Here is a 24,138-nt window from a genome sequence, read left to right as displayed (position 1 = left end):
GATCCGAGCATTCAGGACCGGCCACTCGAGCTGCTGGTTATCTTCGCTGGTCACCGTCGAAGAACGCAGTCAGGTCCCGCGACGCCGCACGGACACGGCTATTCTGGACGAGATCCCAGGTAGTGCAGATTTCGATAGGGCGGCGGCAGAAAGGAGCGCTTCAACCCGTCGATGATCTCGCCTTGAAACAGCGAGATGCCCATTCCGGGCCACTTGGCGCCACCAGGCGGCACCACCGACACGGTGATGGCGAAGCCCGGATACTCTTGCAGCAGGTCGCGCAGGGCGTAGATCACCGGCGGATCGAGCAGGTCGAGTGTCATGATCTCGACTTCCACCAGCGCGACGCCGAGGTCCTCGTCGACCACCCAGAAGTCCCTTCGACCGAAAGGATCGATGATCTTACCCGTGCTTTCGAAACAAGCGATGATACGCTCGCGCAGCGCGGTCCAAAGCGGCACGAATTCTTCGCGACTGAAACGGATCCTGGAGTTCGTCAAATTGACCTCCGCTACTCTCGACCGTATCTAAGTCGATACACCTGCCTCAACATTCGGATCGCGCGGTTGTAGTCTTTGATTTCGGGCACTTCCGACAGTCTGATCCGCGCGCACAATTCTTCCGCTTGGTGTGGCGTCATCATCTTAGGCGTAATTTTCTTCTCTTCAAGAAAGCGTTCGCTTAGTTCTTCGACAGCCTTATTGTACGCCGCGTGACGCTTATCCCAATAGTGCTCACGGAGGAGACCACCATCCAACGACTACACCCACTTACCGCTCGGTAACTTACCCGTCGTCGAATTGTCAAAGACCTTTCGCGTTTCCGGTCGAAGGTCCCACTTGGTGTACATGGCCCTGGCGGCCTCGTGATGACCGCCTGGTTCGTAATACGGCAATCCAAAGATATCAGTGATCAGCTTGCCTATTTGGGCGAGGCGAACTCGAGCCGGGGGTCGGCCTGAAAGATCGGACGGGACACCCGTCAGATCGATGGACCAGCGCGCTCCAAGCCCGCCAAGCGTCCACTCGCCGCCGTCCGGATTGCCCTTCGGCACCCGCGGTTGGTTTGGGTTGTACTTGCGATCCAGTGCAGGGAAGACATCTTCCGGCAGGGCACCCGGCGCGAGAAAACGCGCGACGTCGGGCCTGATCCAACGCTCGGCGTCCGGGCGCATCCAGAGCGTCGCATTCGGCTGCATGAAGCGCGCGCGCTGATGCGCCGCGGTGCTCTCGGTCGCGCGCCACATGTGTTGGCTCTGTCGATCGGGAAGTGAGTGAAGGGATCTGATCCTGGGCGCAGTTGCTGGACGGCCTAGCCCCGCCGGTCCGGCGAGGTCAGCGCGTCTCACCGGCTCCGGCTGATCCCTGCGAAGGCGCGCTTGCGATCGGCGCGGGAGGACAGCGTCAGGGCCGTCCGCCCGCGCCGCGCGGGCAACGCCGGTGCATCCGCGGCGCTGGCCGATTGCGATGGCGCGCTCTGCATGCTGCGCCATGCCGCTTCCGCGACGCGGCGTTGCAGCGACAGGCGCGGCGTCTGCTTGACGGTGCCGACGCGCGCGCCGTTCAGCAGCGGAAAGGTGACGATCGAGATTTCCCAGAGGTCGACCTGATACAGCCGCCGCACCCGCGTCTTCGGGTCGATCTGGCCGCGCACGGTGCGATAGCCGATCGACAGCCCGTCGATCGCGCCCTCGCGCAGCAATGCAAGGAGTTCACGTCCGCGCGCGACGTCGGGGATCAGCCGGCCGCGCGCGCGGAGGCCGCGAAAATCCTCGACGAGGTCGAGCCAGATTCCGACCGGCTCGCTCGGGTCGTGCTGGAACAGCATCGGGATTTTTCGCACACCGCGGTGCTTCAGCGTCTGCGTGAACGCGCCCGGCATCACCATGTCGCGCGCCTGGTCGATCTCGCCGAACAGGCTGGCATAGCCTTCGATGCTGCCGTCGGCAGCCAGCATCAGACGCGCCGGCGCGAGCCCGGCATCGGACAACGGGGCAAGCATCAGCGGCCTCGCAAATGAGCGGAGTGATGACGAGTTCGAGCGATTGAAGGCGACGGAAGGATTTGCAGCCGTGCCCCGGACGCGATGCGGCGCGCAGTGCCGCGTCGCAGATCCGGGGTCCCGGTTTCGCGACACGCCGCGATCGCGGAAACCGGGGTCCCGCATCTGCGGCGCAACGCTTCGCGTTGCACCGCGTGCGGGACACGGGGCCGCGTTGTTACTTCGCCCGCTTCGCCGCGCGGCGGCGCGTCGCTGTGGCCTTGAGCCGCGGGCGCTTGGCCAGCGGTTTGCGCTGCGCCTGGTCGAGGTGGTCGAGGAATTCGCGGAACACGTGGTGATGATCCCTGGCGGATTTGGTCTCGACGCGGATCGCGCTCAGCACCTGGTGCAGTCGCTCCATCGCAGCCTCCTAGTCGGTGGGATCATCGTCGTGCGCCACCGGCGCGCGGCGCCGCCGAGCCCGGCGGTTGAACAATTCCAGCGCGTGGACGAAATCGTCGAACCGCCGCGACGCCGCCGCCAGCTCGCGCAGCGCGAACCACAGCCCCGCCGACGCCGCAAAGGCCCACAGCAGCAATGCGAGATGCGCGAGATCGCCGCGCTCGGTGAACGTCCTGATCAGGTCGGACATGTTCGCGTACCTCGTCCGAGCGCCCTCACCCCAGCCGGTCGCCGCCCTCCAGCGGCGCGTAGCCGACGGCTTCGCGTTTTTCGTTGAGCGTCAGGAACCGCGCGGCGCTGACGCGTTCCCACAACGCGACGCGGTCGCTCGCCAGCGGGGCGATGGGAGAACCGTTCGCCCGCCGCTCAGCCGCGCAAGGATTTGAACGGATCACTGCCGTCCGGCGATTCGTCGTTGATGTCTTCCTCGCGCAGCACCCGCGGCTCCGGGCCCGGCCGAAAGAATCCCGGAAAGCGAAACGTATTCGGCGGCAAAGCTTCGGCGTCGACCCACTCGATGCTGGTCGGCAGCTCGCCGTCGCGCTCCATGAACTCCTTCACGGCGGGCCAGGCTTGCGCGTAGGGAATGAACAGACCGATTGGGCGCAGATCGTCATGCAGCGTCCGCAGCCATTCCCGGATGCGGCTCATGTCGCCCTTGGAGAAACAATCCTGCGACTGCATTGTTCGCCCGTCCCACTTTTCGTAGGAGAGCATGACGCCAAAATCGGGCGTGCCAGTCATCGTCAGATACACCTTGCCCTGATCGACATCGGGCAAGCCATCGGTGCCGTCCAACCCTTCGATATACAACGCCCACTCATCGTAGCCCTTCCAATAGGGCCACCTCTGATCGTCCGGGGCGAGAAACAGCGGCTCCAACTCGGTTAGTGAAGGCCAGCCATCCCAGGGAAATCTGTCGGAACTCGTTCTCTTCCTCATTTCACTTGCCAGCGCAGCCACGCTCCCTTCCAAATCCACTTGCGAGAATATCTTGGTCAGCGAAGACATCGTAGGCCGGCGCGGTTAAGCTCACTCAGCCAAGCCCAACCGTGACAATCTCCGGCCACCGAGGATGACTGTGCCAAATTCTGACTGTTGTGACGACATCGGGTGTCTCGTACGACAGGATAGGGCTATCATCGGAAACGGTGCTGATGGTGACAAGCCGGTCCGGCGTTTCGAGTAGCCCGGTGAAAACCGGGTCCGTGCCAGGGTTCACCTCCGGCGCAGCTCCCATGACGATCTTTGTCGGCCCCTCGACCTCCGGAAAGCAGGCAGTTGCGACGCAGCTCGGCGTCGACCAAATCAATTGACCATCGACAGGCAACGGAGGCGTCCACCCACGCGCGCCGTGAATGAGGACAAGCGAATTCAACGGGGCTATGTCGCATGAGACGGGCATTCTAGCGACGTCCTTTCAGATAGGAGACATATCCGCCTTGCTTCAAGCTGCACGATAGACACTGCGGGTATAGGCGCTGAGCAAGACCGATGGAATTTAGGGCAGTCGGCGGCTGATGGTCGATGACAAAATTTCCACGTGGCGTCCCTGGATCGCGGGTACCGCACGTCTGGCAACCCGTCTCCAACCCGATACGGTTGATTCCCCTATGCTCATCCGCCGTGAAGTTTCGATCTGGTCCCCGTGCAGGAAGCGACTCTGCGGCGAAAGGACCCGTTCCGATGCCCATGCGGCTCAATTCGTCGATTCGATCCCGAGCCTGTCTCGCCTCAATGCGATAAGCTTCGATCCTACCCTCGACAGTGTCATAAGTGTTTGGCGTCGGCTTCCAGGCCGGATCGAGTTGGCGAACACGAGCAAGTGCGCTATCCGCCCTCGCCTGCACAGCCTGTAGTTCTGCCTCTTGACCCGGAGTGAGTTCGAATGTTCGCCCGTTTATCCGAACGAGCGTCCCACTTCGTCTGCCACCGGCCTGAGCGAATTGCTGACCCGCTGCGACAACTGCGGGGTCGGCATCCGAAATCACCCGAGGATCGTTGCGCCCCGAGATAATGCTGCTGCCGTTTGCACCACCATCCGTCCATCGCCCACCGCCGGTTTGCCCTGCCGGAATACGCGGCTGGTTCGGATTGAATTTGCGGTCGAGCGCGGGAAAGACGTCCGACGGATCAGTCCCCGGCAGGAGATAGCGGGCGATGTCGGGCCTGATCCAGCGGGCGGCGTCGGGCCGCATGAAGCGCTGCGCATCGGATCGCATCCAGCGGTCGCGCTGATGCGCGAGCCACGCTGCTCATTGGTCGATCATGGGGATCACCCGCTTGTTTGGGATGACAACAGAGCGGCGCGATCGCGTCAGGGCTGCGCGACCGGCGTTTGCATCACGGCAGTCTCAGCCTTCCTGCCCCGCCCTCACCCCAGCCGGTCGCCGCCCTCCAGCGGCGCGTAGCCGACGGCTTCGCGTTTTTCGTTCAGCGTCAGGAACGGCGCGGCGCTGACGCGCTCCCACAGCGCGACGCGGTCGCTCGCCAGCGCGTCGATGCGGTCGGTGTCGATCACGAGGCGGATGCCGTCGCCGAATTGCGGCGCCAGCCATTGCGCCAGCGCATTGCCGATCCGGGTCGCCAGCGGCAGCACGCTCTGGCGGACGAAGCTGCGATTGGCTTCCTGATAGTTGGCAAAGGTGTTGTCGCCGGGGATGCCGAGCAGCATCGGCGGCACGCCGAAGGCGAGCGCAATCTCGCGCGCGGCGGCGTGCTTGGCTTCGAGGAAATCCATGTCCTTGGGCGACAGCGCCATCGGCTTCCAGTCGAGCCCGCCCTCCAGCAGCAGCGGCCGCCCGGCATTGGCGGCGCCCTCATAGGTCGTCTCCAGTTCGCGCTTCAGCCGGCCGAACTGCTCGTCGGAGAGCACCGCGCCCTCCGGCCCGGCATACATCAGCGCGCCGGAGGGCCGTGCCGAATTGTCCAAGAGCGCCTTGTTCCAGCGCGCCGCGGCGTTGTGGGTGTCGACCGCGACCGCGGCGGCTTCGAGCGGCGCGAGGCCGTAGTGATCGTCGAGCGGATGAAAGAACGTCAGATGCAGGATCGGCGGCAGCGGCGACGCGTGCTGATCGAACCGCACGCTGCGGCCGCCGACCGCGTAGTCGTAGGCCGCGGCCCAGCCGTCCGGCCCGGGCACCACCTTCATCCGGTCCGGCCGCAGCGCGTAGAGTTCGTGCACCGCGTCGCCGAGCGTGACGGCTTCGACATAGGCGTTGCCGGCGAGCAGCAGATGCGCCACCACCGTCTCGAACAGCGCCGCGCCGTCCTGCCGCGGATTCGGCCGCGCGATCAGTTGCGCCAGCGGATGCGCCTCCTTCTCCTGCGCGCCGTCGAACACCAGAAACGTACACGCCGCCGCGTTCTCGGCGATCAGCCGCACGCAGCGATGCACCACCGCGTTGGACACGTATCCCTGGCGTGCCAGCGCGGCGTAGTCGCGTGGCGTCCATCGCGCAACGCCCCCGGTTTCGAACGCCAGCAATTTTGCGGTGCGCGAGGCTTTGACTTCAGGCGGCGCCAGAAAGGCCTTGAGACGATCGAGCATGTTGGATTTCCGCTTCCGATTTTCCGAACTACGTTTCAGTTCAACCCCTTGCCCCGGGCGCGTCTTCACAGCATCCGCACCCGCGGCTCGGGCGCGCGCGGGGCGAGCGCGAGGTGGCTTACGGCCCAGACCAGCGCGTCGAGGCGGTCCGGCGAGCGGCCGTTGGAGAGGCCCGAGGTGCCGAAATCGGCCATCTCGTCTTCGAGCGCGGCGAAACAGCCGGCGTGCTTGACGCGGCCCTGCGCGTACAGCGTCGCGACCGGCTCGGCGCGCAGCCATTTGCCGCGGAAGGCGCGCACCGGCGTCACCGGCGCGCCGGCGTCGATCTCGTGGATCACCGCTTTCACCATGTCGCCGCCCTGGTTGATCTCGACCACCAGCGCGTCGGCGTCGAGCCGTCGCCACAGCGCGATCGCCTTGCTGGCCCACAGCGTCGGCGTCGCCGCCGCGACGCTGTCGTCGGCGAGCACATAGACGATGCCGTTCTCGGCGATGCCTGCGGCGACGATGCCGCAGGAATCCGCGCGCCTGCCCGACGACACCGGCGGATCGACCGCGACGACGATCCGCGCCAGCGAAGGCGCTTCAGCAACACGGCACGCTTCGATCAGCGCGCGCGACCACAGCGCGTCGGGTCGGTCCTCGATCAGTTCGCCGTCGAGCTCCTGCCGCCCGAGCCTTGTGCCGGCGTAGCGCGCCATCACGCCCTCGAGGAACGTCGGCGCCAGATTCAGCGCGTTGGCGCGGGTCGGCGCGTGCGTCGTCACCGCCGATCGATCGCTAAGTAATCGTTTCAGCAGCGCGGTCGGCCGCGGCGTCGTGGTGATCAGTTGCCGCGGCTGGGAGCCCAGCCGCAGCCCGAATTGCAGCATGTCGAACGCGTCCTGCGCGTAGCGCCATTTCGCCATCTCGTCCGACCAGGCGCAGGAGAATTGCGGCCCGCGCAGGCTTTCGGGGTCGTCGGCGGAGAACGCCTGCGCCACCGCGCCGTTACTCCATTCCAATCGCTTCCGCGACGGCTGCCAGCTCGGGCGCTGATCCGGCGGATGCACCGCCAGCAGGCCGGACACGCCCTCGATCATCACTTCGCGGACGTCGTGCTCGGTCTCGCCGACCAGCGCGATCCGCGCCACCGGCTCACGCGCGAACGGAGCGAGCCCGAGCGCCTGGCAGCGGATCCATTCGGCGCCGCCGCGGGTCTTGCCGGCGCCGCGGCCGCCGATCAGCAGCCAGGTCAGCCACGGCGCGCCGTTCGGCGCCAGCTCCGGCGGGCGCTGGTGATCATGCGCGAACACGTCCCACTGGGCGTCGAGAAAAGCGAGCTCCGCCTCACTCATCCCCTGGAGCAGGTAGTCGCGCTGCGCCTGCGACCAACTGTTCCAGTCGTCGCGAAAGCGCGCGCCGCAGCTCGTCGAGGTCTCGGGGAACGGCGTCGTCATCGCGCGAACTCCTGCGCTGCTCGTCGTTGCGCAGCGTGCGTAGCGCGGCGAGCGTGCGGGCGAGCGACGCCAGCGTGCGGGCGCGACGCTCCGCTTCGGTACGCTGCCCGGGCTTGATGTGGTTGCCGCCGACGATCACTTCGATCCGCTCGATCTCGCGCTCGGCGGCGCGTCCGACGCGATCGATCAGCGGCACGCCGCTCAAAGGCGGCGGGTCGTTGCAGCAATCGACCGCGGTCCGGGTCACGCCGCTCGGCCCGCGGCGGCGCGGCGGCGGTGCCGCATCGCGATCGACCGATTCGGCGATCGGCGCCGTCGCCCCGGCGCTCGCCGTCTCGACAGGGGTCTTTGCAGCAGTCTTCCGGGCGGCGCGCTTCTTCGCGGCGCCCTGCCCTGCGACATCGGTCGAGGCGGCGGCCTTGCCGGCGATCGTGGTCTTCGTCGTGGCGGTTGCCCGACCCGTCGTCTTCGCCGTCGCAGGCTTGGCTGCAGCCGGATCGACGGATTTGCTCGCCGGCGTCCTGCGCTTTGTCACCGTCTCCGGCGCAGACCTCTTCGGCGCGGGCGTCTTCGGCGCAAGCGGCTTCGCCGCCGCTGTTCGCTCGGATCGGGTCAGGATCCGGTCGACCCGGGCCCGGCCGTCCTCATCGGACGGATCGAGCCGGACGGTCGCATCGACCTTTCGCGATGTCGTCTTGATCGTGGCGAGTCGTTTCGCAGGTGCGTTGCCTGGCGCGCGCACGACGGAGCGCGCCGCCGGCTTGGTCGCCGGCGCGCGGTTACGGGTGACGGGCATGTTGAGAGGCCCTCGCTTAAGGATCGCCGGAAGCGGCGATCGGCTCAGGTGCTCGTGGGGGCCGCAATCGGCCGAGACCGGCACGATCGCAGAAGTCGAATGCGCGGCTCTATCAGCCGGCCGAACGGCGCGAGACCACGACGGCGTTCGCCGCGCGCCGGGCCTCGACCTGGAAATCGATCAGACGCGGAACCAGACGAACCAGATCACACCGAGAATCAGGATGGCCAGGCCGGTGCTGACCATCAGCAGCAGCAGCATCGAGGGGCCGCGTTCGCCCTGCCTTGCTTCGGTCGCAGTCGTTGTTTCGACGTGCCTCGGATCCTTGCCTGCCATCAAACGCCTCCTGCTGAATCATCCGCTGCCCTGAATTGGCATCTCCGACCGCCAACGCGCGACAATCTGCGATGTTCCTGCCGGCACAGCGCCGTTCCGGAGCCGTCGGCGAATCAGTTCGGTCAGGAAAGTCGAGATGAAGTTGAGGTCAGGCAACGGACCGGAGTCGCGCCGGTCGGCGCTTCGTCCCGCGAACCCAATTGTGGAGTATGCCCGAACCCTACTGCAGCAGCGTCACGCTGTCAAGGACTATTTTCCTGCGATCGATTCCGAGCCGAAGCCGCCGCCGCGCGAGGTGCGCGTCAGCCGACCAGCAGCAGCATCAGTCCGATCACCGGCGCCAGCAGCAGCGTGATCGCGGCGATCGCCAGCGCCACCATGATGTCGCGTCTGGTGAGCCGGCCGAACGGGCCGGTATGGAGTTCGATTTGCTGCATGGTGATCCCGCATTCCTGTTTGAATGGGGGCGGTGATAACCGGCGGGTCTGAAAATTGACGTCGCGAAATGCCGGGAATTGCGGGCCCGATCGTCAGCGCTGTTTAACCATCCGGCCGGTGGCCCCGCGGGTTCGCGGACGCGCAGGGAAGCCCCGCGCCGCGCGAGCCTATTTGAGGGCGGAATTCACCGCGGTGTAGTTGTTGTTGAGTTTGGCGCCGAGTCCGTTGACCGTGACGGCGATCACGATGCTGAGTCCGGCCGCAATCAGCGCATATTCGATGGCGGTGGCGCCGGAGGTGTCGGAAATGAATCGGGAAATCAGGCGTCGCACCGTCGTCTCCTGCCATGCGCCCAGGCTCGGGCTTCGCGGTTTCTTCCGCGCGGGGTGCGCCCAAACTAGAGCGCAATGATTACCGGAGCATTGACCGGTTCCATGCCGGACGCCCACCAGCGATCGGAATCACCCGCGGCTATGCGCCCGGGACGCCGAAGGCATCCGGATGCGCCGGCGCGATCCCGCCGCTCGGCATCGTCAGCGTCTTGCGCCGGTCGGCGACGGCGTGGTGAAACTGCTCGAGCACCAGGTCGAACGGCGCCAGATCATCGATCGCACCGTCGTCGTAGCACTCCAGCATGTCGCGCAGGATGCGATCGATCTCGTGCTGCATGGCGTCGAGTTCGTCGAGCGAATGCGCCTTGCGGGCCTTGGCGACCAGCGCGAGCGCGCGGTCGCGCATCCTTGCGCCGGCGGCGCGTTCGTCGCGGGTGACGTAGGAGCGAAACCACGCGCCGGCCGAGCCGAGCCCGGACAGCAGCACGACGAGACCCCAGATGTAGTCGCTGTTGCGCTCCATGAAGGTGCGCTCGGTGCCGTCGATGAACGCGGCGGCGCCGCTGTGCGCCGGCAGCGCGGCGGCCTTGTCGGTGTCGGGCGCCTCGATCTTGCCGGCGATCGGCAGCTCGCGCGCGAGCTGCTGCCGCGCGGCGAAGATCTGCCGGGTGAGCTGCGCGATGTCGAGGCTCGACAAGGCGCTCTTGGCGATGATCAGATGGTTGACGCTGACGGTGTCGACCTTGTCCTCGGGCCGCGCCGGCGCGGCCGAGAAGGTGCTGCCGGGGATCTCTTCGGAATCGTAGATCGGATACTTCTTCGAGATCGAATCCGCCACATCGACCGGCAGGAAGCGCGGCTCGCCGCGCGCCTTGGCGGTGGCGGCGATCGCCTCAGCGGTGGTCTTGCTGTCGAGCGGCCCCAGCGCGAAATAAGCGGCGAGCGATTCGTCGCGCGCCATGTCGGCGATCGCGGTGGTGGCGAATTGTTCGGTCTGCACCCTGTCGGGCGCGACGCCGGATTCGGCGAGGATGACGTGCAGCAGCTTGACGTTGGCCGGCGTCCGCCCGATCACGCCGACCTTGCGGCCGGCGAGATCGGCGATGCTCTTCACCGTGCCGGCCTTCTTGCCCTTGCCTGGCGCCGACCACAGCGTCACCACGTTCTTGCGCAGGATCGCGACCGCCTGGGCGTCGGCCGGCAGATCGAGATCGCCGCGGGTGACGGCGAGATCGGCGCGACCCTGCCGCCATGCCTCGATGCTGGGTGTCGCGCCGTCGGTCACCACCGGCGTCAGCCGCACCGCGCTGCGGTCGCGCACGAAGCTCTGCGCCAGCGCCTGGATCAGCTTGAGATCGTCGCTGCCCTGCGGCCCCACCGCGATCCGCAGCGTCTCCGGCCGCAACTGATAGGCCACCACGCCGAGCGCGCCGACGCCGAGCAGAACGACGGTCAGCACCGTCGCCAGCCGCAGCCGCGTGCGATTGCGCTGCCGCCGCTTGCGCAGCGACTCGCCGCTGCCGTCAGCCGAGGCCATCACCGCCGCCTCTCGTCGTCATTCCGTCCACGCCGTTCGTCCAGCTTGGCTGCGCCTCGCGCCATTGTCGAGCGCCCTGCGGCGCCCGCAAGGCGGTTCTGCGGCAGACTACTCGCTTTTCGAACACGGGTATCGGAATTCCGCTGAGCGGAGCCGAGGGCGGTGGCTGCGCCCGGCCGTCCCTACTCCGCCATCTCCAGCGGCGGCGGCGAGGTCTGCTCCGGCCCGGCGAGCGTGCGCTCTTCCATGATGGCGACGCAGATCGCCGAGGCGGCCAGCATCGCGGCGGCCGCGGCGAACACCCAGCGGAACGCCGCCACCATGTCGGCGGAAGCGACCGCGCCGATCGCGTGGCGATGCTCGGCGCCGCCGAGCTGGATCTCGCCGCCGAACGCGATCAGCAGCACCGCGGTGAACGCCGCCACCGTGAACGACGCCATCAGCGCGCGGAAGAAGTTCATCGCGCCGGTGGCGGTGCCGATCTGCGGCCGCGCCACCGCGTTCTGGATCGACACCACGGTGACCGGAAACACCGTGCCGAGCCCGATCGAGAACAGCGACAGCAGCGACAGGAACAGCCACAGCGGCAGCGGCGTCATCACCGCGATCGCCGCCGCCATCAGCGCCGAGAAGCCGGTGCCGAGAATCGCGATCCGCTTGTAGCGCTCGACCTTCACCATCGCCCGGCCGGTGAACGCCGCGCCCAGCACCGACACCGCCGCGATCGGGATCAGCGCCAGGCCGGACTGGCTCGCGGTCAGATGATACACTGCCTCGTAGTACAGCGGCATGTGCACCGTCAGCCCGATCATCGCGCCCATCGCGAAGCCGCCGGCCGCCATCGCCCACGGCACCACCGTGCCGCCCATGAGTTGCAGCGGCAGGAACGGCTCGGGCGCGCGCAGCGCGTGCCAGATGAAACTCACCGCCAGCAGCACCGCGCCGCCGGTCAGCGCCAGGATCGTCGGCGACAGCCATGAGAACCGCGTGCCGCCCCAGGTCAGCACCAGCATCACCGCCAGCGCCGACGCCATCAGCAACACGCCGCCCAGCCAGTCGACCTTGCGGCGGCGGTGATACGTCGGAATCTTCGCCATCTTCGGCAGCAGCATCGCCAGCGCGCCGATCGCCAGCGGCACGTTGATCCAGAAGATCATCGACCAGTGCAGATGCTCGGCGAAGGCGCCGCCGAGGATCGGCCCGCCGATCCCGGCGGAGACCCAGACGGCGGAGAAGTACGCCTGATACTGGCCACGTTCGCGCGGCGTCACCACGTCGGAAATCACCGTCTGCACGATCGGCATGATGCCGCCGCCGCCCAGCCCCTGCAGCGCGCGGCCGAGAATCAGCACCAGCAGGTTCGGCGCCAGCGCGCACATCACTGAACCGGCGATGAACAGGCTGATCGACGCAATGATCGTGGCGCGGCGGCCATAGATGTCGGCGAGGCTACCGAACACCGGCGCCACCGCGGTCGACGACAACAGATAGGCGGTGATCACCCAGGACAGATTCTCGACGTCGCCGAACTGCCGCCCGATCGTCGGCAGCGCGGTGGCGACGATGGTCTGGTCGAGCGCGGCGAGGAACATCGCCAGCAGCAGGCTCATCAGGATGGCGCGCACTTCGCCCTGCGACAGCGCATTCGCCGGCGCCAGCGGCGGCGCGTCGCCGAGCTCGATCACTTCGGTGGGAATGTGCGAGAGTTCCGCCGCCGCTTCGTCGGACAACAGATGGCCGACCGGCTCGCGGCGCTGGTGTTCGGACATGCTCATGCGGGCGCGGAATCTCGTCGGTGCTGACATCGGGGGAAATCGCTATTGAAGTTCAATAGCGTATCAACTCCGCCCGAGGCAGCGGCTTCGGCGCATGGGTGGTTCGCGTACGAAGAAGGCGCTCTGGCGCCGCCGACCGGCACTTTCCGCACTGCGAAATCAATGCCTGCCCGCGGCCACTCGAACCGTTCTGCGCCCGGCGCGATCGATCGGGACGTATCGGATAGCTCGCCCGGCCGGACTGGCTGCCGCGCCGCGTGATCGCGCCCGTCGATGTTGTCTCAACTCCGAGGCATCTGCTGAATTGATTTGTTCCGCCGACATGTCACGCTCGGCGAATGGGCGACGCATGGACCGCGTCCACGCTATCCGGCTCGACCGCCGCGGCGATCAGACCGCTTCAACCGTCATCGGAGTTACAGCCATGCTCCAGTCAAGACGTCGTTTCCTCCCCGCATCCGTCGTCGCGCTCGTGGCCGCGGGCGCCATGCTCGTGCCTGCCGCGGAAGCCTGCACCCGCCTCGTCTATCTCGGCGCCGGCGATCAGGTGATCACCGCGCGCTCGATGGACTGGGCGCGCGACATCGGCACCAATCTGTGGATCTTCCCGCGCGGCATCAAGCGCTCCGGCGAGGCCGGGCCGAATTCGACGCAATGGACCGCGCGCTACGGCAGCGTGATCGCCTCGGCCTACGACATCGCCACCTCGGACGGCGTCAACGAGGCCGGCCTGGTGGCCAACGTGCTGTGGCTGGCGGAATCGACCTATCCGAAGCTCGACGGCGGCAAGCCCGGTCTCGCGCTGTCGCTGTGGCCGCAATACGTGCTCGACAATTTCGCGACCGTGCAGGAGGCGGTCGCGGCGCTGGCGAAGGAGCCGTTCACCGTGGTCACCGCGCAGCTCCCCGACGAAAACCGGCTGGCGACCGTGCACCTGTCGCTGTCGGACAAAAGCGGCGACAGCGCCATCATCGAATATATCGACGGCAAGCAGGTGATCCATCACGGCCGGCAATATCAGGTGATGACCAATTCGCCGACCTTCGATCAGCAGCTCGCGCTCAACGCCTACTGGAAGCAGATCGGCGGCACCGTGATGCTGCCCGGCACCAACCGCGCCGCCGACCGCTTCGCCCGCGCCGCGTTCTATGTCGATGCGATTCCGAAAGCAGAGAATCCGGTCGAAGCCATCGCCAGCGTGTTCGGCGTGATCCGCAACGCCTCGGTGCCCTACGGCATCACCACGCCCGACCAGCCGAACATCTCCTCGACGCGCTGGCGCACCGTGGTCGACCACAAGCGCAAACTCTACTTCTTCGAGTCCGCGCTGACCCCGAACGTGTTCTGGGTCGACCTGACCAAAATCGACTTCTCCGCCGACAAGGGCACGGTGCAGAAGCTCGACCTCGGCCCCGGCCAGAGCAACACCTTCTCCGGCGAAGTCCACGACCGCTTCAAACCGAGCGAACCGTTCAAGTTTCTCGGGCTGTGAGGCGGGTGGGACGATCACGAAAGCGGCGGCGCGAGCCGCCGCCACGCATCGTCGCCGCGAACTAAGCCCCGGCAGGTTCGATCGGCTCGGCGACCAGCTTGACGCCGAGCGATCCCATCACCTTGCGCACTGTTTCGAACTCCGGCTTCGCCGTATCCTTGAATGTCCTGTAGAGGCTCTCGCGCGACAGGCCGGTGGCCTTGGCGATGCTGCCGATCCCTTTGGCGCGCGCAGCCGTGTCTAGCGCCGAGCAGATATAGGCCGCATCGTCGGTCTCGAATGCTTCCGTCAGATAAGCGGCGATGGCTTCCGGCGTCTTCAGATAGTCAGCCGCATCGAATTTGGAGACTTTCACTAGTTGGTTCCTTTCCTGCGAGCGGATACTCCATTGAAAGCTACTTGATCTTGTTGATCCGCCGCAGGTCCGCGTCGATGCGCGATTGCCAGCCGTCGCCGCCGGCCTTGTATTTGTCGATCACTTCGCGCGACAGCCGCAGCGACACCAGCTTCTTGGTCGGCGCCTTGTTCGGCCCGCGCCCGCGCCGGATCGAGGCCGCGAGTTCGGGCAGGACTTCGGCCAACGGACGCAACGCTGCAATCTGCTCGTCGGTCAGTTCGGGACTGTCGGCGTCGTCCCAATCCTGCTTGGTGTAACCCCGGCCAGGCTGGAAGGTTTTCAACGTCTTCTTAGCCATCGATCCCTCTCCTTTCCTTCCGGCTTGCGGGGCGCATGCTGATCACACTGACGGCTTCAGTGCCGAGCTCGACGAAAACGACGACGATGACGCCGCTTCGCAACCGTCCCACCGCAATCAATCGCCCCATGCCCGCCTTGGTGCGGCCGCCAACATCAGCCCGGCACCTTTCCGGCGCGCGCCCGGTCGGGCACGACGCGATCCTGATTGACGAAGCGCTGGTTGAAGACCCCCTGGCCGTCCCGATGGGCGCGTAACCGCGCGGATCGGCTCGAGGCCGGACGGCGCCATGGGCTGACGCGCGTCATAATCAAAAATAAAAAGGCCCGGTCGCCGATATCGGCACCCGGGCCAAGTCTAGGGAGGAAACGCCCCAAGGAAGGGGACCGCGACGCAGCGCGCCGCGGATGGGCTGTTTGTCGCACAGTCTGCGCGCGTCTACTATCTGGGATAGTCCCGAGCCGTAGTTTTACGGAGGGTGCCCCCCTGACAACCGTACTCTGCGTCACACCCCGGCCTGCGGATACGGGAACTGCAGCGGCGGTTTCAGCGTCGGGTCGACGTGCTTGCGCAGCGCCGCGTCGCAGATCGCGTAGCCCCAGTTGATCAGCCGCTCCTGCGTCGTGTCGTCGAGCCGGCTCAGCCGCGTGGCGATATCGGCGAGCCGCATCGTCCTGTCGTGCGGACACGGCAGCGCTTCGGCGAGATGATAGTCCGCGATGTCGCTGCGGATGCCCCAATACGCGCCCTTGCGCGCCTTCGCCTTGAACGAGGCGATGGTCTGCCGCTTGCGCAGCGAGCGCACCTGATTGTCGATCAGTCCGAGCACCCGATAGGCGTGGCGCGGCCAGTCGGTCTTCGGCTCCTCTTCGGGCTGCAACTTGCCGCCGGCGTCGCTGACCAGGATTGTGGTGAAACGCTTCCACGCCGTTTCCAGCCCGAGATTGTCGTAGACGCCGCCGTCGGTGAGATACACCCGGCTGGTGTAGGGCACCCGCTGCAGATCTTCGCCGGAATCCGGCGTGAACTGCGCGGGGTCGAGTTCGAGTTGCAGCGGCGACAGCACCGGCGGATAGGCCGACGATGCCGCCACCGCGAGCGCCAGCGACACCGTCGGCGACTTCACCTCGCCGACCCGCCAGTCGCGCATATACGGCCTGGCGAATCGCCACAGCGCGCCGGACTGCACATTGGTGGCGTTGATGACGAAGCGCGGCGCATCGGGCAGATCCTGCAGCGTGGCGCCGTGGAACAGGTCCTTGTCGTAGGCATGCGCCAGCTGTTCGGCGGCGCTGAAGCCCGGCAGCAGTCCGATCAGGATCGATTCCTCGTCGATGGTGTCGCGCGCGAAGGCGCGCAGCGGCGCGACGACTTTGGGCACGAAATCCGCCACGGTCGAGCCGGGCGCGAAACTCAGCATGCGCCATTTCAGGCCGAGGACACCGGCGGTGATCGAGCCGCCCGACACGCTGGAGATCTGCGTCAGCTTCTGCAGATAGCCGGTCTCGTGCAGCCGCCACAGTACGCCGAGATGAAACACCATCGCGCGATAGCCGCCGCCCGACAGGCACAGCGCGATGCCGTCATCGAGCCGATCGACCGCGGGATCGGTCGGCAGTCGCTCGACGGGAGAAACCAGCGCAGCGGGCTGATCGGTTTCGCCCGACGGGCTGGCTGCGTTCGAAATGTCGGAAGCATCGGTCATGCTGCCCTCCGCGATTGAGCCGCCGACCAGGCGTGATCAAACAATCGCCGATCAATCACTAACAACGTCAATACGGGGCAGCATAACACTGCTGCGGCGGCCGGAAAAGGAACGCAGCTTTGTTCGTAGCGCCGCACACTTCACGATCGCGATGACATCGGCGCGTTCTTCCGGGATCGGGGCACGCTCGGATGCGGCCTCCTGGCGCGTCCCGAGCAAGGATGGGGGCCTTGACGCGTGGAGCGGCAGCGGCGAACCTTGCCGACGAGCCGCCCGCGAACGCCCGCATCACCTGGAAGCCAGCGCACCATGCAAGACGTCGTTCGATCTGTCACGAGAGCCGCCCTGCTATCAGCCGCATTGACCATCGTCTGTCTTCCCGGATCGGCGGCCGCGCAATCGGGCAGCGCCGGCGGCAGCATCGGCAACACCGAGAAGTCGCTGTCCGGTTCGCGCGCGACGCCGCGGACCGTCGAGCCGGCGGCCAGGCCGGCACGGCGGAGCAAGCCGGCCGCCGCACCTGCGCGCCCGGCCGCACGCAAGAGCGGCGGTGGTGGCAGCGGCGGCGGAGGCGGCGGCAATTTCGATGGCGCCTGGTCGGTGTCGAGCGTCGGCACGCCTTGCGGCGGCGCCACCGAGGCGATCGTCATCACCAGCGGCCGGATCATCGGGCAGTACACGTCGGGCCGGGTCGCGCCGAACGGATCAACCACCGGCGCCGGCTCGGCCAATGGCATCAGTTGGACCAGCTCCGGCCGTTTCTCGGCCCGCAGCGGCTCCGGTTCGTTCCGGCGCTCCGACGGCTGCGTCGGCCGCTGGACCGCGTCGAAGCAGTAGCGATAAGCCGCGCCGCCCGCCTCAGCGGCCGGAGCCGTCGGCGCAGACCGCGCCGATGATCCGGCATGGCTTGCCGGACTTGCCGCACGCCTGCAATGCGGCATCCTTGGCCGCCTGGACGGTGTCGCGATCGACCAGCGACCACGACATCGCCGACACCGCGAAAGCGCCGCAGCGCTTGCCGTAGAAGCTCAGCTCGACCTTGCAATTCGCGTCGCCGCACTTGGCATCGGCGTCGGACACCGCCGCCTTGCGCGACGCGTGGTTCCAGGAGATGCCCCACTTCTCGTTGTCCGGATCGTACACGATCGATCCCCATGGCTTCAGATCGTCGGTCTGGCGCAACCGCGCGAGCACGCCCTCGGTCGCCTCCCCGGTCTGCGGCATCGCCGCCTTCTCCTGGAACTTGGCGATCGCCGTGCGCAGGCCGGCCTTGCCGTCCGGCACCTCCGGATCGAAATTGCGTTCGTACAGCCGCTCGCGGAGTTCGCGAAGCTCGTCGGCGTCGGTCAGCGGGGCACGGTCGGGATCGCGGCGCGCGGGCGCGGGCGCGGGCGCGGTCAGTCGCGCCTCCTGGGTCGGAGCCGGCGGCTGAGGCTGCAGCGCGGCCGGACCGGGCGCGACGAAATAGAACGTGCCGTCGATCGGCGACGACGCCACCCAGGGCTGCTGCGCGCCGGCGGTCGCGCGCATCACCGCGAGGCCGACCTGATTGAAGGTCTGGAACAGATCGAGCCCGGCGCGCCGCACGGTCGCGGCCAGCGCGCGCGTATACGGGCTGTGGCCGTCGCCGCCGTCGAGCGCGACGCTGCCGGGCTGCGTCGCGTAGGAAATCAGCGTGCCGTCGGGCGCGCGCATCTGCGCGAGGCCGCCTTCGGAGGATCGCAGTCCGCGCGTACCAAACGGGTTGTTGCGACAGGCGTCGAGGATCACGATCTTCAGCCGCGTTCCCGCCGCCTGCATCTGGCGCAGCACGACGTTGACGTCGACCATCTGGAAATCGACATCGGCCTCGCGGGTCGGATTGGCGTTGACCGGAACCAGATAGTTGGCGCCGCTGATCTGCACGCCGTGGCCGGCGTAGTAGAACAGCGCGACGTCGGCGCCCTGGATCTGCCGGCCGAAATTCTGCACGGCGGCATCGAGCGACGGCTTGTCGAGATCGAGCTGGGCGCGGCCGCCGACCAGCTTGAAGCCGATGGCACTGAGCGTCTCGGCCATCAGCACCGCGTCGTTCTGCGGGTTGTCGAGCCGCGACACGTTCTGATAGCCGGAATTGCCGATCACCAGCGCGACGCGCTTTTCGGCGCGCGCAGGGGCATGGAGAAACGCCACCACCATCGCCGCGATCGCAAGGCTGATTCCGAAACGCCTCATCCCGATTTTCGCTCAGGCTGGAGCCAGATCCGTCGCGGACACCCGCTCCCCGGAGTCTACCCGGTTTGGCCGGCCAGGGAAGTGGCGAGTCTCACACTTGCCGCAGAAACAGCCCGACCGTCAGCGCCACGCCCAGCACCACGACGCCGATCCGCAGCCATTTCTCGTTGACGCGGCGCAGAACCCAGACGCCGAGCAGATAGCCGACGGTGGACGACGCCGCCAGCACCGCGACCGCCAGCCATTTCACCTCGCTCGACAGCGCGAACATCGCCACCGCGGAGGCGTTCATCGCCGCCGCGAGCGCGTTCTTGGTGGCGCCGGCGTTGCGCGCGCTCTGGCCGGCGATCGACAAGGCCGCCATCATCAGAAAGCCGATGCCGCCGCCGAAATAGCCGCCATAGACCGAGATCAGGAACTGCGCGGCGACCAGCAGCGGCAGGCTGATCTGCCGCCCCTCCGCGGCCGGCCTGCGCAGGAAGCTGCCCCAGGCGAACACCAGCGTCGCGAACAGCACCAGCCACGGCATCATCCGGGCGAACAGCGTCGGCGGCGTGATCAGCAGCAGCAGCGCACCGAACACGCCGCCGATCAGGCTGATGATCACCAGCCAGCGAAACGACAGCCGGCCGACGCCGCGCACCATGCCGCGGCCCGCGAAGCCCGAGGCCATCTGCCCGGGAAACAGCGCCACCGTCGAGGTGATGTTGGCCGACAGCGGCGACAGCCCCGCCAGCAGCAGCGCCGGCAGCGTGACGAACGAGCCGCCGCCGGCGAGCGTGTTCTGCATGCCGGCCCACAGGCCGGCGAAGGCGAGGATGATCAGTGCGGTCATGGATTGTCTTTCGGATCCGGTCGCTGCAGCGCCGGGCGGCCACCCGGCGCGGCGACCCGTCTCACGCCGGCCGCGTTTTCAGCTTGGCCCGCCGCGGCAGCAGCGCCGGCCAGGACACGATGTGGTCCTCGAGGTCCTCGACCGGGACTTCGGTCTCCATCGCCTCGACCCGCCCGCGCACCGAGACGCCGGCGTCGTGCACCGTCTGCGGATCGCCCGAGATCAGCGGATGCCACCAGTACAGATCGCGCCCCTCGGCGACCAGCCGGTAGCCGCAGCTCGGCGGCAGCCAGCTCAGCGCCCGCACGTTCTCCGGCGTCAGCCGGACGCAGTCCGGCACCCGGTCCGAGCGATTCGCATAGTCCCGGCACGCACAGGCGTCGCCATCGAGCAGCCGGCAGCCGACATGGGTGAAATAGATCCGCCCGGAATCCTCGTCCTCGAGCTTCTCCAGGCAGCACCGCGCGCAGCCGTCACACAGGCTTTCCCATTCGGCCCCGGACATCTCTTCCAGGGTTTTGGTTTTCCAGAAGAAACCGTCCTGGGGGGAGGTCTTCTTGGGAACTGCGGTCATGCCGTGGTTGAGCCTTTCAGCCGTGGTGCGGTGCATCGATGCGGATAGGAGGCCGTTCTACAGCGTTTTCGCGCGAAGTGGACTCTGCTTCGCGTGAAGAAAACGCGTCAAAACAGGAATCCGGCGCCCGGTCCCGATTCTGTCAGAACCGGAAAATCTCTAGGGGGAGTTGCGCCGCCGGCGCAAGCGCTTCGCCCAATAGGCACGACAGACACCGCCGCAGGGGCCCCGGTCTCATTGAAAAATCCCTGCGCGGCCATTGGTTTATGGGCGACGGTCGGCTACAAGAATGCGGATTCTCCGGGATCGCGCGAGGACCGCGGCGCGCGCCTTGGGTTTGCCGTAACACTACCGCAAGACGGATTGAGGCGCCTGCCCGGCGCCGTTGAGGCGATTGGTCGAAACCGGTGCCGAAGATTCTGCCAGACAATTGGACGCAGCGGATCCGGAACTGGTTTCTGGACCTCGACGCGCGGCTCGACTCGACGCTGTTCTCGTCCGGCGCCGGTATCCGCGAATTGTGGGAGCGCTTCGCCACCTTCATGGACCGCTTCTATGTCGGTCACTGGAAGCGCTGGGTGTTCATCGAGCCGCTGTCGGAAGCCGCCACGATGGGCGCCGGCGGCCTGGTGATTCTGCTGGCGCTGGCGCAGCCGGCGTTCCGCGAGACCGGCGACGAGGACTGGCTGAAGAAATCCGATCTCGCCGTCAGCTTTCTGGATCGCTACGGCAATCCGATCGGCAACCGCGGCATCAAGCACAACGACTCGATCCCGCTCGAAGACTTCCCCGACAATCTGATCAAGGCGACGCTCGCCACCGAGGACCGCCGCTTCTACGATCATTTCGGCATCGACGTCGCCGGCACCGCGCGCGCGCTGGTCACCAATGCGCAGGCCGGCGGCGTGCGCCAGGGCGGCTCCTCGATCACCCAGCAACTCGCCAAGAACCTGTTCCTGTCGAACGAGCGCACGCTGGAGCGCAAGGTCAACGAGGCGTTTCTGGCGATCTGGCTGGAAACCCGGCTGACCAAGAACGAGATCCTCAAGCTCTATCTCGATCGCGCCTATATGGGCGGCGGCACCTTCGGCGCCGACGGTGCGGCGCATTTCTACTTCAACAAATCGGTGCGCGACGTGAACCTCGCCGAGGCCGCGATGCTGGCCGGGCTGTTCAAGGCGCCGACCAAATTCGCCCCGCACATCAACCTGCCGGCGGCGCGCGCCCGCGCCAACGTCGTGCTCGACAATCTGGTCGACGCCGGCTTCATGACCGAGGGCCAGGTGTTCGGCGCAAGGCGCAATCCGGCCTCGGTGGTCGATCGCCGCGACGAGAATTCGCCGAACTACTATCTCGACTGGGCGTTCGAGGAAGTCCGCAAGATCGTCGAGACGTTTCCGAAATCCTACACCGAGCGCGTCTTCGTGGTGCGCACCACGATCGACATGAACGTGCAGCGCGCCGCCGAGGCCGCGGTCGAGAACCAGCTCCGCCAGTTCGGCCGCGACTATCATGCGACGCAGGCCGCGGCGGTGCTGTCCGATCTCGACGGCGGCGTCCGCGCCATGGTCGGCGGCCGCGACTACGGCTCCAGCCAGTTCAACCGCGCGGTCGACGCCTATCGCCAGCCCGGCTCGTCGTTCAAGCCGTATGTCTATACGACCGCGCTGCTCAACGGCTTCAAGCCGACCTCGATCGTCGTCGACGGCCCGGTCTGCATCGGCAACTGGTGCCCGCAGAATTACGGCCACTCCTATTCGGGTTCGGTGACGCTGACGCAGGCGATCACCCGCTCGATCAACGTCGTCCCGGTGAAGCTGTCGATCACGCTCGGCGGCAAGGCCGGGCCGAAGGCCGGCCGCGCCAAGATCATCGAGGTCGCGCGCCGCTTCGGCATCAAGGCGCCGCTGATCGACACCCCGTCGCTGCCGATCGGCTCGACCGAAGTCACCGTGCTCGAACACGCGGTGGCCTATGCGACCTTCCCGAACAAGGGCAAGGCGCCGACGCCGCATGCGGTGCTCGAAGTGCGCACCGGCGCCGGCGATCTGGTGTGGCGGTTCGACCGCGACGGGCCGAAGCAGAAGCAGGCGATCCCGGCCTCGGTCGCCGCCGACATGGCCGGCATGATGAGCCACGTCGTCTCTGAGGGCACCGCGCGCCGCGCAGCGCTCGACGGCATTCCGACCGCGGGCAAGACCGGCACCACCAACGCCTATCGCGACGCCTGGTTCGTCGGCTACACCGGCAACTTCAGTTGCGCGGTGTGGTACGGCAACGACGACTACTCGCCGACCAACCGCATGACCGGCGGCTCGCTGCCGGCGCAGACCTGGCGCGACATCATGATCGCGGCGCATCAGGGCGTGGAGATCAAGGAACTCGCCGGCGTCGGCATGGGCACAAGGCTGCCGGCATCGCCGGCGCAGGCCGCGGCGCGCGCCGCCGACGAGGTCGCCAAGCCGGCGCCGCCGCCGGTGCTGACGCGGCGCGGCGCCGATATTCTGGTGCGAGTCGAAAAGATGCTCGACGACGCGACCAAGGCGATGGACAAGGCGATGGACAAGACCCCGCCGGCCAAGCCGGTGTCGTCGACCGATGCCGGATTCCCGGACAGTTTCGCCGCGGCGACGCCGAACGGGGCGCCGGCGACGGCGCCGCGCAAAAACTGACGGCCGCTTGTAGCGCAAGGACGGTTGCAACGTGCGCCTGATCTTCTTCACTCTCCTGGCGCTGATCATCGCAGCGGGCGTCGGCGTCGGCGCCACCTGGATGACGGCGACGCGCGGCACCGATTTCGGCACGCTGACGATCGGCGCCTGGACCGCGCGGCCGCGCGCCGGCACTGCCGAGGTCGACCCCTACGCCCGCGCCGCGATCGCGCGCAGCGGCGAACTGCCGATCGGCGCCGGCGACGGCATCGCCTTCACCGCCACCGCCGACGACGCCAAGCGCCCGCTCGACGGCCGCTGCGACATCGAAGTCAGCGGCGTCACCCCGCCGGCGCGGTTCTGGACGCTGACGCTGTACGATCCGCGCGGCCATCTGGTCGCCAACAATCTCGAGCGCTACGGCTTCACCAGCCAGGAGATCCTGCGCGCCGCCGACGGCGCGTTCAGGATCCGCGTCGCGGCGCGGTCGCGCGCCGGCAACTGGCTGCCGACCGGCGGCGTCGAGCGCTACATGCTGGTGCTGCGGCTGTACGATACGCCGGTCGGCGTCGCCACCCGCACCCAGCGCGACGCGCCGATGCCGTCGATCGCCACCGTGGGCTGCCCATGATCCGCTTCATCGCCACCGTCATCGCCGGCATCGTGCTCGGCGGCATCGTCCACCTCGTCAGCGTGCTGGCGCTGCCGCGGATCGCCAGCCAGGACGCCTATGCGCGGCTGGCGCCGCTGACCAGGGTCAACGAGGTCTCGCAATTGCCGCAGGCGCTGCCCGACCAGGCGCCGCTGCCGTTCCTCGACCCGGCCTTCGCCGTCGCGATCTGCCGCTACGATCTGACCAACGGCCCGCTGAAGCTGACCGTGCCGGTCAGCCAGGCCTACACCGCGGTGTCGTTCTACACCCGCAACGAGGTCGCCTACTACGCGATCAACGATCGCTCCGCCGGCCGCAAGGTGATCGAACTCGACCTGATGACCGCCGAGCAGCACGGCAACCTGCCCGAAGACGAAGACGTCACCGCCGCCGACCGCCTGATCATCGACTCCCCGACGACCACCGGCCTGATCGTGATGAAAGCGCTCGCCTCCGAACCCGGCATGATGCCGCAAGCGAGAGCCGCGCTGGGCTCGGCGAGCTGCAAGCTGCAGCCGGAGCCGGGGGCGAAGTCGTAGTTAGTTATCTTCGTAGCGACCTATCCGTAGGGTGGGCAAAGCGCAGCGTGCCCACCAATTTCCGAAGAATAAACCGTTGCGAACTCCGCGTGGGCACTGCGCTGCGCGCCTCTTGCCCACCCAACGGTGGCTCACG

General features: G+C 67.2%; 26 protein-coding genes and 1 pseudogene. 7 read left to right on the top strand and 20 right to left on the bottom strand.

Translation table 11 applies throughout. The features are described from left to right. Positions 1-98: 98 nt before the first annotated feature. The 10 genes and pseudogenes from ACTZWT_RS10240 to ACTZWT_RS10195 all read right to left on the bottom strand — a co-directional run bounded on the left by ACTZWT_RS10240 (position 99) and on the right by ACTZWT_RS10195 (position 7,627). Positions 99-500, bottom strand: coding sequence for a hypothetical protein (locus tag ACTZWT_RS10240; protein ID WP_444769561.1), 402 nt, complete (start codon positions 498-500; stop codon positions 99-101). A gap of 260 nt (positions 501-760) precedes the next feature. Continuing rightward, positions 761-1,246 carry a hypothetical protein gene (locus ACTZWT_RS10235; protein ID WP_444769560.1) on the bottom strand — a complete coding sequence of 162 codons (486 nt, stop codon included), beginning with the start codon at positions 1,244-1,246 and terminating at the stop codon, positions 761-763. 98 nt (positions 1,247-1,344) lie between these two features. Further along, positions 1,345-2,001 carry an HK97 family phage prohead protease gene (locus tag ACTZWT_RS10230; RefSeq protein WP_444769559.1) on the bottom strand — a complete coding sequence of 219 codons (657 nt, stop codon included), beginning with the start codon at positions 1,999-2,001 and terminating at the stop codon, positions 1,345-1,347. Positions 2,002-2,218: 217 nt separating this feature from the next. After that, positions 2,219-2,401 (bottom strand): hypothetical protein, encoded by a 183-nt coding sequence (locus tag ACTZWT_RS10225; RefSeq protein ID WP_444769558.1) that lies wholly within the window; start codon positions 2,399-2,401, stop codon positions 2,219-2,221. A 9-nt stretch (positions 2,402-2,410) separates the two neighbouring features. Continuing rightward, positions 2,411-2,632, bottom strand: a complete 222-nt coding sequence (locus ACTZWT_RS10220) for a hypothetical protein (RefSeq protein ID WP_444769557.1) — start codon at positions 2,630-2,632, stop codon at positions 2,411-2,413. Between the two features lie 25 nt (positions 2,633-2,657). Next, a pseudogene (locus ACTZWT_RS10215) lies at positions 2,658-2,786 on the bottom strand (phage portal protein); the annotation flags it as partial. A gap of 22 nt (positions 2,787-2,808) precedes the next feature. Next, complete coding sequence (locus ACTZWT_RS10210) at positions 2,809-3,453, bottom strand: hypothetical protein (RefSeq protein WP_444769556.1); 645 nt, start codon at positions 3,451-3,453, stop codon at positions 2,809-2,811. Positions 3,454-4,816: 1,363 nt separating this feature from the next. Further along, entirely contained in the window at positions 4,817-5,992 is a 1,176-nt protein-coding gene (locus ACTZWT_RS10205; RefSeq protein WP_444769555.1) for a phage portal protein, read from the bottom strand. Positions 5,993-6,057: 65 nt separating this feature from the next. Continuing rightward, entirely contained in the window at positions 6,058-7,329 is a 1,272-nt protein-coding gene (locus ACTZWT_RS10200) for a DNA-packaging protein (protein ID WP_444769895.1), read from the bottom strand. Continuing rightward, entirely contained in the window at positions 7,322-7,627 is a 306-nt protein-coding gene (locus tag ACTZWT_RS10195) for a hypothetical protein (RefSeq protein ID WP_444769909.1), read from the bottom strand. The genes ACTZWT_RS10200 and ACTZWT_RS10195 overlap by 8 nt, the downstream gene beginning before the upstream one ends. Before the next feature lie 22 nt (positions 7,628-7,649). On the opposite strand from ACTZWT_RS10195, the gene ACTZWT_RS10190 reads away from it, so the two are divergent. Further along, positions 7,650-8,597, top strand: a complete 948-nt coding sequence (locus ACTZWT_RS10190; protein ID WP_444769908.1) for a hypothetical protein — start codon at positions 7,650-7,652, stop codon at positions 8,595-8,597. Positions 8,598-8,865: 268 nt separating this feature from the next. Here the strand turns inward: ACTZWT_RS10190 and ACTZWT_RS10185 are convergent, their stop codons facing one another. The 4 genes from ACTZWT_RS10185 to ACTZWT_RS10170 all read right to left on the bottom strand — a co-directional run bounded on the left by ACTZWT_RS10185 (position 8,866) and on the right by ACTZWT_RS10170 (position 12,645). Continuing rightward, the gene (locus ACTZWT_RS10185) at positions 8,866-9,000 is read right to left on the bottom strand and encodes a twin-arginine translocation pathway signal protein (RefSeq protein ID WP_444769554.1); all 135 of its coding nucleotides are present in this window, start codon (positions 8,998-9,000) and stop codon (positions 8,866-8,868) included. 168 nt (positions 9,001-9,168) lie between these two features. Then, positions 9,169-9,333, bottom strand: a complete 165-nt coding sequence (locus ACTZWT_RS10180) for a Flp family type IVb pilin (protein WP_444769553.1) — start codon at positions 9,331-9,333, stop codon at positions 9,169-9,171. A gap of 139 nt (positions 9,334-9,472) precedes the next feature. Further along, the gene (locus ACTZWT_RS10175) at positions 9,473-10,870 is read right to left on the bottom strand and encodes a TAXI family TRAP transporter solute-binding subunit (RefSeq protein ID WP_444769552.1); all 1,398 of its coding nucleotides are present in this window, start codon (positions 10,868-10,870) and stop codon (positions 9,473-9,475) included. A 182-nt stretch (positions 10,871-11,052) separates the two neighbouring features. Next, complete coding sequence (locus tag ACTZWT_RS10170; protein WP_444769551.1) at positions 11,053-12,645, bottom strand: MDR family MFS transporter; 1,593 nt, start codon at positions 12,643-12,645, stop codon at positions 11,053-11,055. Between the two features lie 487 nt (positions 12,646-13,132). Here ACTZWT_RS10170 and ACTZWT_RS10165 point away from each other — a divergent pair, with 487 nt between their 5' ends. Next, the gene (locus tag ACTZWT_RS10165; protein WP_444769550.1) at positions 13,133-14,137 is read left to right on the top strand and encodes a linear amide C-N hydrolase; all 1,005 of its coding nucleotides are present in this window, start codon (positions 13,133-13,135) and stop codon (positions 14,135-14,137) included. 61 nt (positions 14,138-14,198) lie between these two features. On the opposite strand, the gene ACTZWT_RS10160 is transcribed toward ACTZWT_RS10165, so the two are convergent. Beyond that, positions 14,199-14,492, bottom strand: coding sequence for an addiction module antidote protein (locus tag ACTZWT_RS10160; protein WP_444769549.1), 294 nt, complete (start codon positions 14,490-14,492; stop codon positions 14,199-14,201). Between the two features lie 40 nt (positions 14,493-14,532). After that, positions 14,533-14,832, bottom strand: coding sequence for a BrnA antitoxin family protein (locus ACTZWT_RS10155; protein ID WP_444769548.1), 300 nt, complete (start codon positions 14,830-14,832; stop codon positions 14,533-14,535). A 35-nt stretch (positions 14,833-14,867) separates the two neighbouring features. On the opposite strand from ACTZWT_RS10155, the gene ACTZWT_RS10150 reads away from it, so the two are divergent. Then, the gene (locus ACTZWT_RS10150) at positions 14,868-15,089 is read left to right on the top strand and encodes a hypothetical protein (protein WP_444769547.1); all 222 of its coding nucleotides are present in this window, start codon (positions 14,868-14,870) and stop codon (positions 15,087-15,089) included. 248 nt (positions 15,090-15,337) lie between these two features. Here the strand turns inward: ACTZWT_RS10150 and ACTZWT_RS10145 are convergent, their stop codons facing one another. Further along, entirely contained in the window at positions 15,338-16,537 is a 1,200-nt protein-coding gene (locus ACTZWT_RS10145) for a patatin-like phospholipase family protein (RefSeq protein ID WP_444769546.1), read from the bottom strand. Positions 16,538-16,846: 309 nt separating this feature from the next. On the opposite strand from ACTZWT_RS10145, the gene ACTZWT_RS10140 reads away from it, so the two are divergent. Then, positions 16,847-17,374 (top strand): hypothetical protein, encoded by a 528-nt coding sequence (locus ACTZWT_RS10140; RefSeq protein ID WP_444769545.1) that lies wholly within the window; start codon positions 16,847-16,849, stop codon positions 17,372-17,374. 21 nt (positions 17,375-17,395) lie between these two features. Here the strand turns inward: ACTZWT_RS10140 and ACTZWT_RS10135 are convergent, their stop codons facing one another. From ACTZWT_RS10135 to ACTZWT_RS10125, 3 genes are all read right to left on the bottom strand, one after another. Then, on the bottom strand, positions 17,396-18,751 hold the full coding sequence (locus ACTZWT_RS10135; protein ID WP_444769544.1) for a caspase family protein: 1,356 nt from the start codon (positions 18,749-18,751) through the stop codon (positions 17,396-17,398). A gap of 91 nt (positions 18,752-18,842) precedes the next feature. Further along, a complete protein-coding gene (locus tag ACTZWT_RS10130; RefSeq protein ID WP_444769543.1) occupies positions 18,843-19,586 on the bottom strand; it encodes a sulfite exporter TauE/SafE family protein in 744 nt (247 codons plus the stop codon). 61 nt (positions 19,587-19,647) lie between these two features. Next, a complete protein-coding gene (locus ACTZWT_RS10125) occupies positions 19,648-20,160 on the bottom strand; it encodes a YcgN family cysteine cluster protein (RefSeq protein WP_444769542.1) in 513 nt (170 codons plus the stop codon). A 407-nt stretch (positions 20,161-20,567) separates the two neighbouring features. On the opposite strand from ACTZWT_RS10125, the gene ACTZWT_RS10120 reads away from it, so the two are divergent. The 3 genes from ACTZWT_RS10120 to ACTZWT_RS10110 are packed head-to-tail and all read left to right on the top strand — an operon-like array spanning position 20,568 to position 24,002. After that, positions 20,568-22,832: a transglycosylase domain-containing protein gene (locus ACTZWT_RS10120; protein ID WP_444769541.1), complete on the top strand. Its 2,265-nt coding sequence runs from the start codon at positions 20,568-20,570 to the stop codon at positions 22,830-22,832. A gap of 31 nt (positions 22,833-22,863) precedes the next feature. After that, positions 22,864-23,442 (top strand): DUF1214 domain-containing protein, encoded by a 579-nt coding sequence (locus ACTZWT_RS10115; protein WP_444769540.1) that lies wholly within the window; start codon positions 22,864-22,866, stop codon positions 23,440-23,442. After that, on the top strand, positions 23,439-24,002 hold the full coding sequence (locus ACTZWT_RS10110) for a DUF1254 domain-containing protein (RefSeq protein ID WP_444769539.1): 564 nt from the start codon (positions 23,439-23,441) through the stop codon (positions 24,000-24,002). Before ACTZWT_RS10115 ends, ACTZWT_RS10110 begins: the two co-directional genes overlap by 4 nt. Positions 24,003-24,138: the final 136 nt, after the last annotated feature.

Source organism: Rhodopseudomonas sp. NSM (genome assembly GCF_052445935.1).
In the GTDB taxonomy this organism is placed as follows: Bacteria; Pseudomonadota; Alphaproteobacteria; order Rhizobiales; family Xanthobacteraceae; genus Rhodopseudomonas.
Note: the sequence above shows the minus strand (reverse complement) of the source record. Positions and strands in the feature narration are given on the sequence as shown.

What these genes read in the sequence shown, in the direction of transcription:
- ACTZWT_RS10225 (WP_444769558.1), bottom strand. Translation starts at nt 2,401, where the DNA reads ATGGAGCGACTGCACCAGGTGCTGAGCGCGATCCGCGTCGAGACCAAA.
- ACTZWT_RS10185 (WP_444769554.1), bottom strand. Translation starts at nt 9,000, where the DNA reads ATGCAGCAAATCGAACTCCATACCGGCCCGTTCGGCCGGCTCACCAGA.
- ACTZWT_RS10150 (WP_444769547.1), top strand. Translation starts at nt 14,868, where the DNA reads ATGCTGATCACACTGACGGCTTCAGTGCCGAGCTCGACGAAAACGACG.
- ACTZWT_RS10130 (WP_444769543.1), bottom strand. Translation starts at nt 19,586, where the DNA reads ATGACCGCACTGATCATCCTCGCCTTCGCCGGCCTGTGGGCCGGCATG.
- ACTZWT_RS10235 (WP_444769560.1), bottom strand. Translation starts at nt 1,246, where the DNA reads ATGTGGCGCGCGACCGAGAGCACCGCGGCGCATCAGCGCGCGCGCTTC.
- ACTZWT_RS10230 (WP_444769559.1), bottom strand. Translation starts at nt 2,001, where the DNA reads ATGCTTGCCCCGTTGTCCGATGCCGGGCTCGCGCCGGCGCGTCTGATG.
- ACTZWT_RS10205 (WP_444769555.1), bottom strand. Translation starts at nt 5,992, where the DNA reads ATGCTCGATCGTCTCAAGGCCTTTCTGGCGCCGCCTGAAGTCAAAGCC.
- ACTZWT_RS10170 (WP_444769551.1), bottom strand. Translation starts at nt 12,645, where the DNA reads ATGAGCATGTCCGAACACCAGCGCCGCGAGCCGGTCGGCCATCTGTTG.
- ACTZWT_RS10155 (WP_444769548.1), bottom strand. Translation starts at nt 14,832, where the DNA reads ATGGCTAAGAAGACGTTGAAAACCTTCCAGCCTGGCCGGGGTTACACC.
- ACTZWT_RS10135 (WP_444769544.1), bottom strand. Translation starts at nt 18,751, where the DNA reads ATGAGGCGTTTCGGAATCAGCCTTGCGATCGCGGCGATGGTGGTGGCG.
- ACTZWT_RS10220 (WP_444769557.1), bottom strand. Translation starts at nt 2,632, where the DNA reads ATGTCCGACCTGATCAGGACGTTCACCGAGCGCGGCGATCTCGCGCAT.
- ACTZWT_RS10200 (WP_444769895.1), bottom strand. Translation starts at nt 7,329, where the DNA reads ATGAGTGAGGCGGAGCTCGCTTTTCTCGACGCCCAGTGGGACGTGTTC.
- ACTZWT_RS10210 (WP_444769556.1), bottom strand. Translation starts at nt 3,453, where the DNA reads ATGTCTTCGCTGACCAAGATATTCTCGCAAGTGGATTTGGAAGGGAGC.
- ACTZWT_RS10140 (WP_444769545.1), top strand. Translation starts at nt 16,847, where the DNA reads ATGCAAGACGTCGTTCGATCTGTCACGAGAGCCGCCCTGCTATCAGCC.
- ACTZWT_RS10125 (WP_444769542.1), bottom strand. Translation starts at nt 20,160, where the DNA reads ATGACCGCAGTTCCCAAGAAGACCTCCCCCCAGGACGGTTTCTTCTGG.
- ACTZWT_RS10110 (WP_444769539.1), top strand. Translation starts at nt 23,439, where the DNA reads ATGATCCGCTTCATCGCCACCGTCATCGCCGGCATCGTGCTCGGCGGC.
- ACTZWT_RS10145 (WP_444769546.1), bottom strand. Translation starts at nt 16,537, where the DNA reads ATGACCGATGCTTCCGACATTTCGAACGCAGCCAGCCCGTCGGGCGAA.
- ACTZWT_RS10165 (WP_444769550.1), top strand. Translation starts at nt 13,133, where the DNA reads ATGCTCGTGCCTGCCGCGGAAGCCTGCACCCGCCTCGTCTATCTCGGC.
- ACTZWT_RS10175 (WP_444769552.1), bottom strand. Translation starts at nt 10,870, where the DNA reads ATGGCCTCGGCTGACGGCAGCGGCGAGTCGCTGCGCAAGCGGCGGCAG.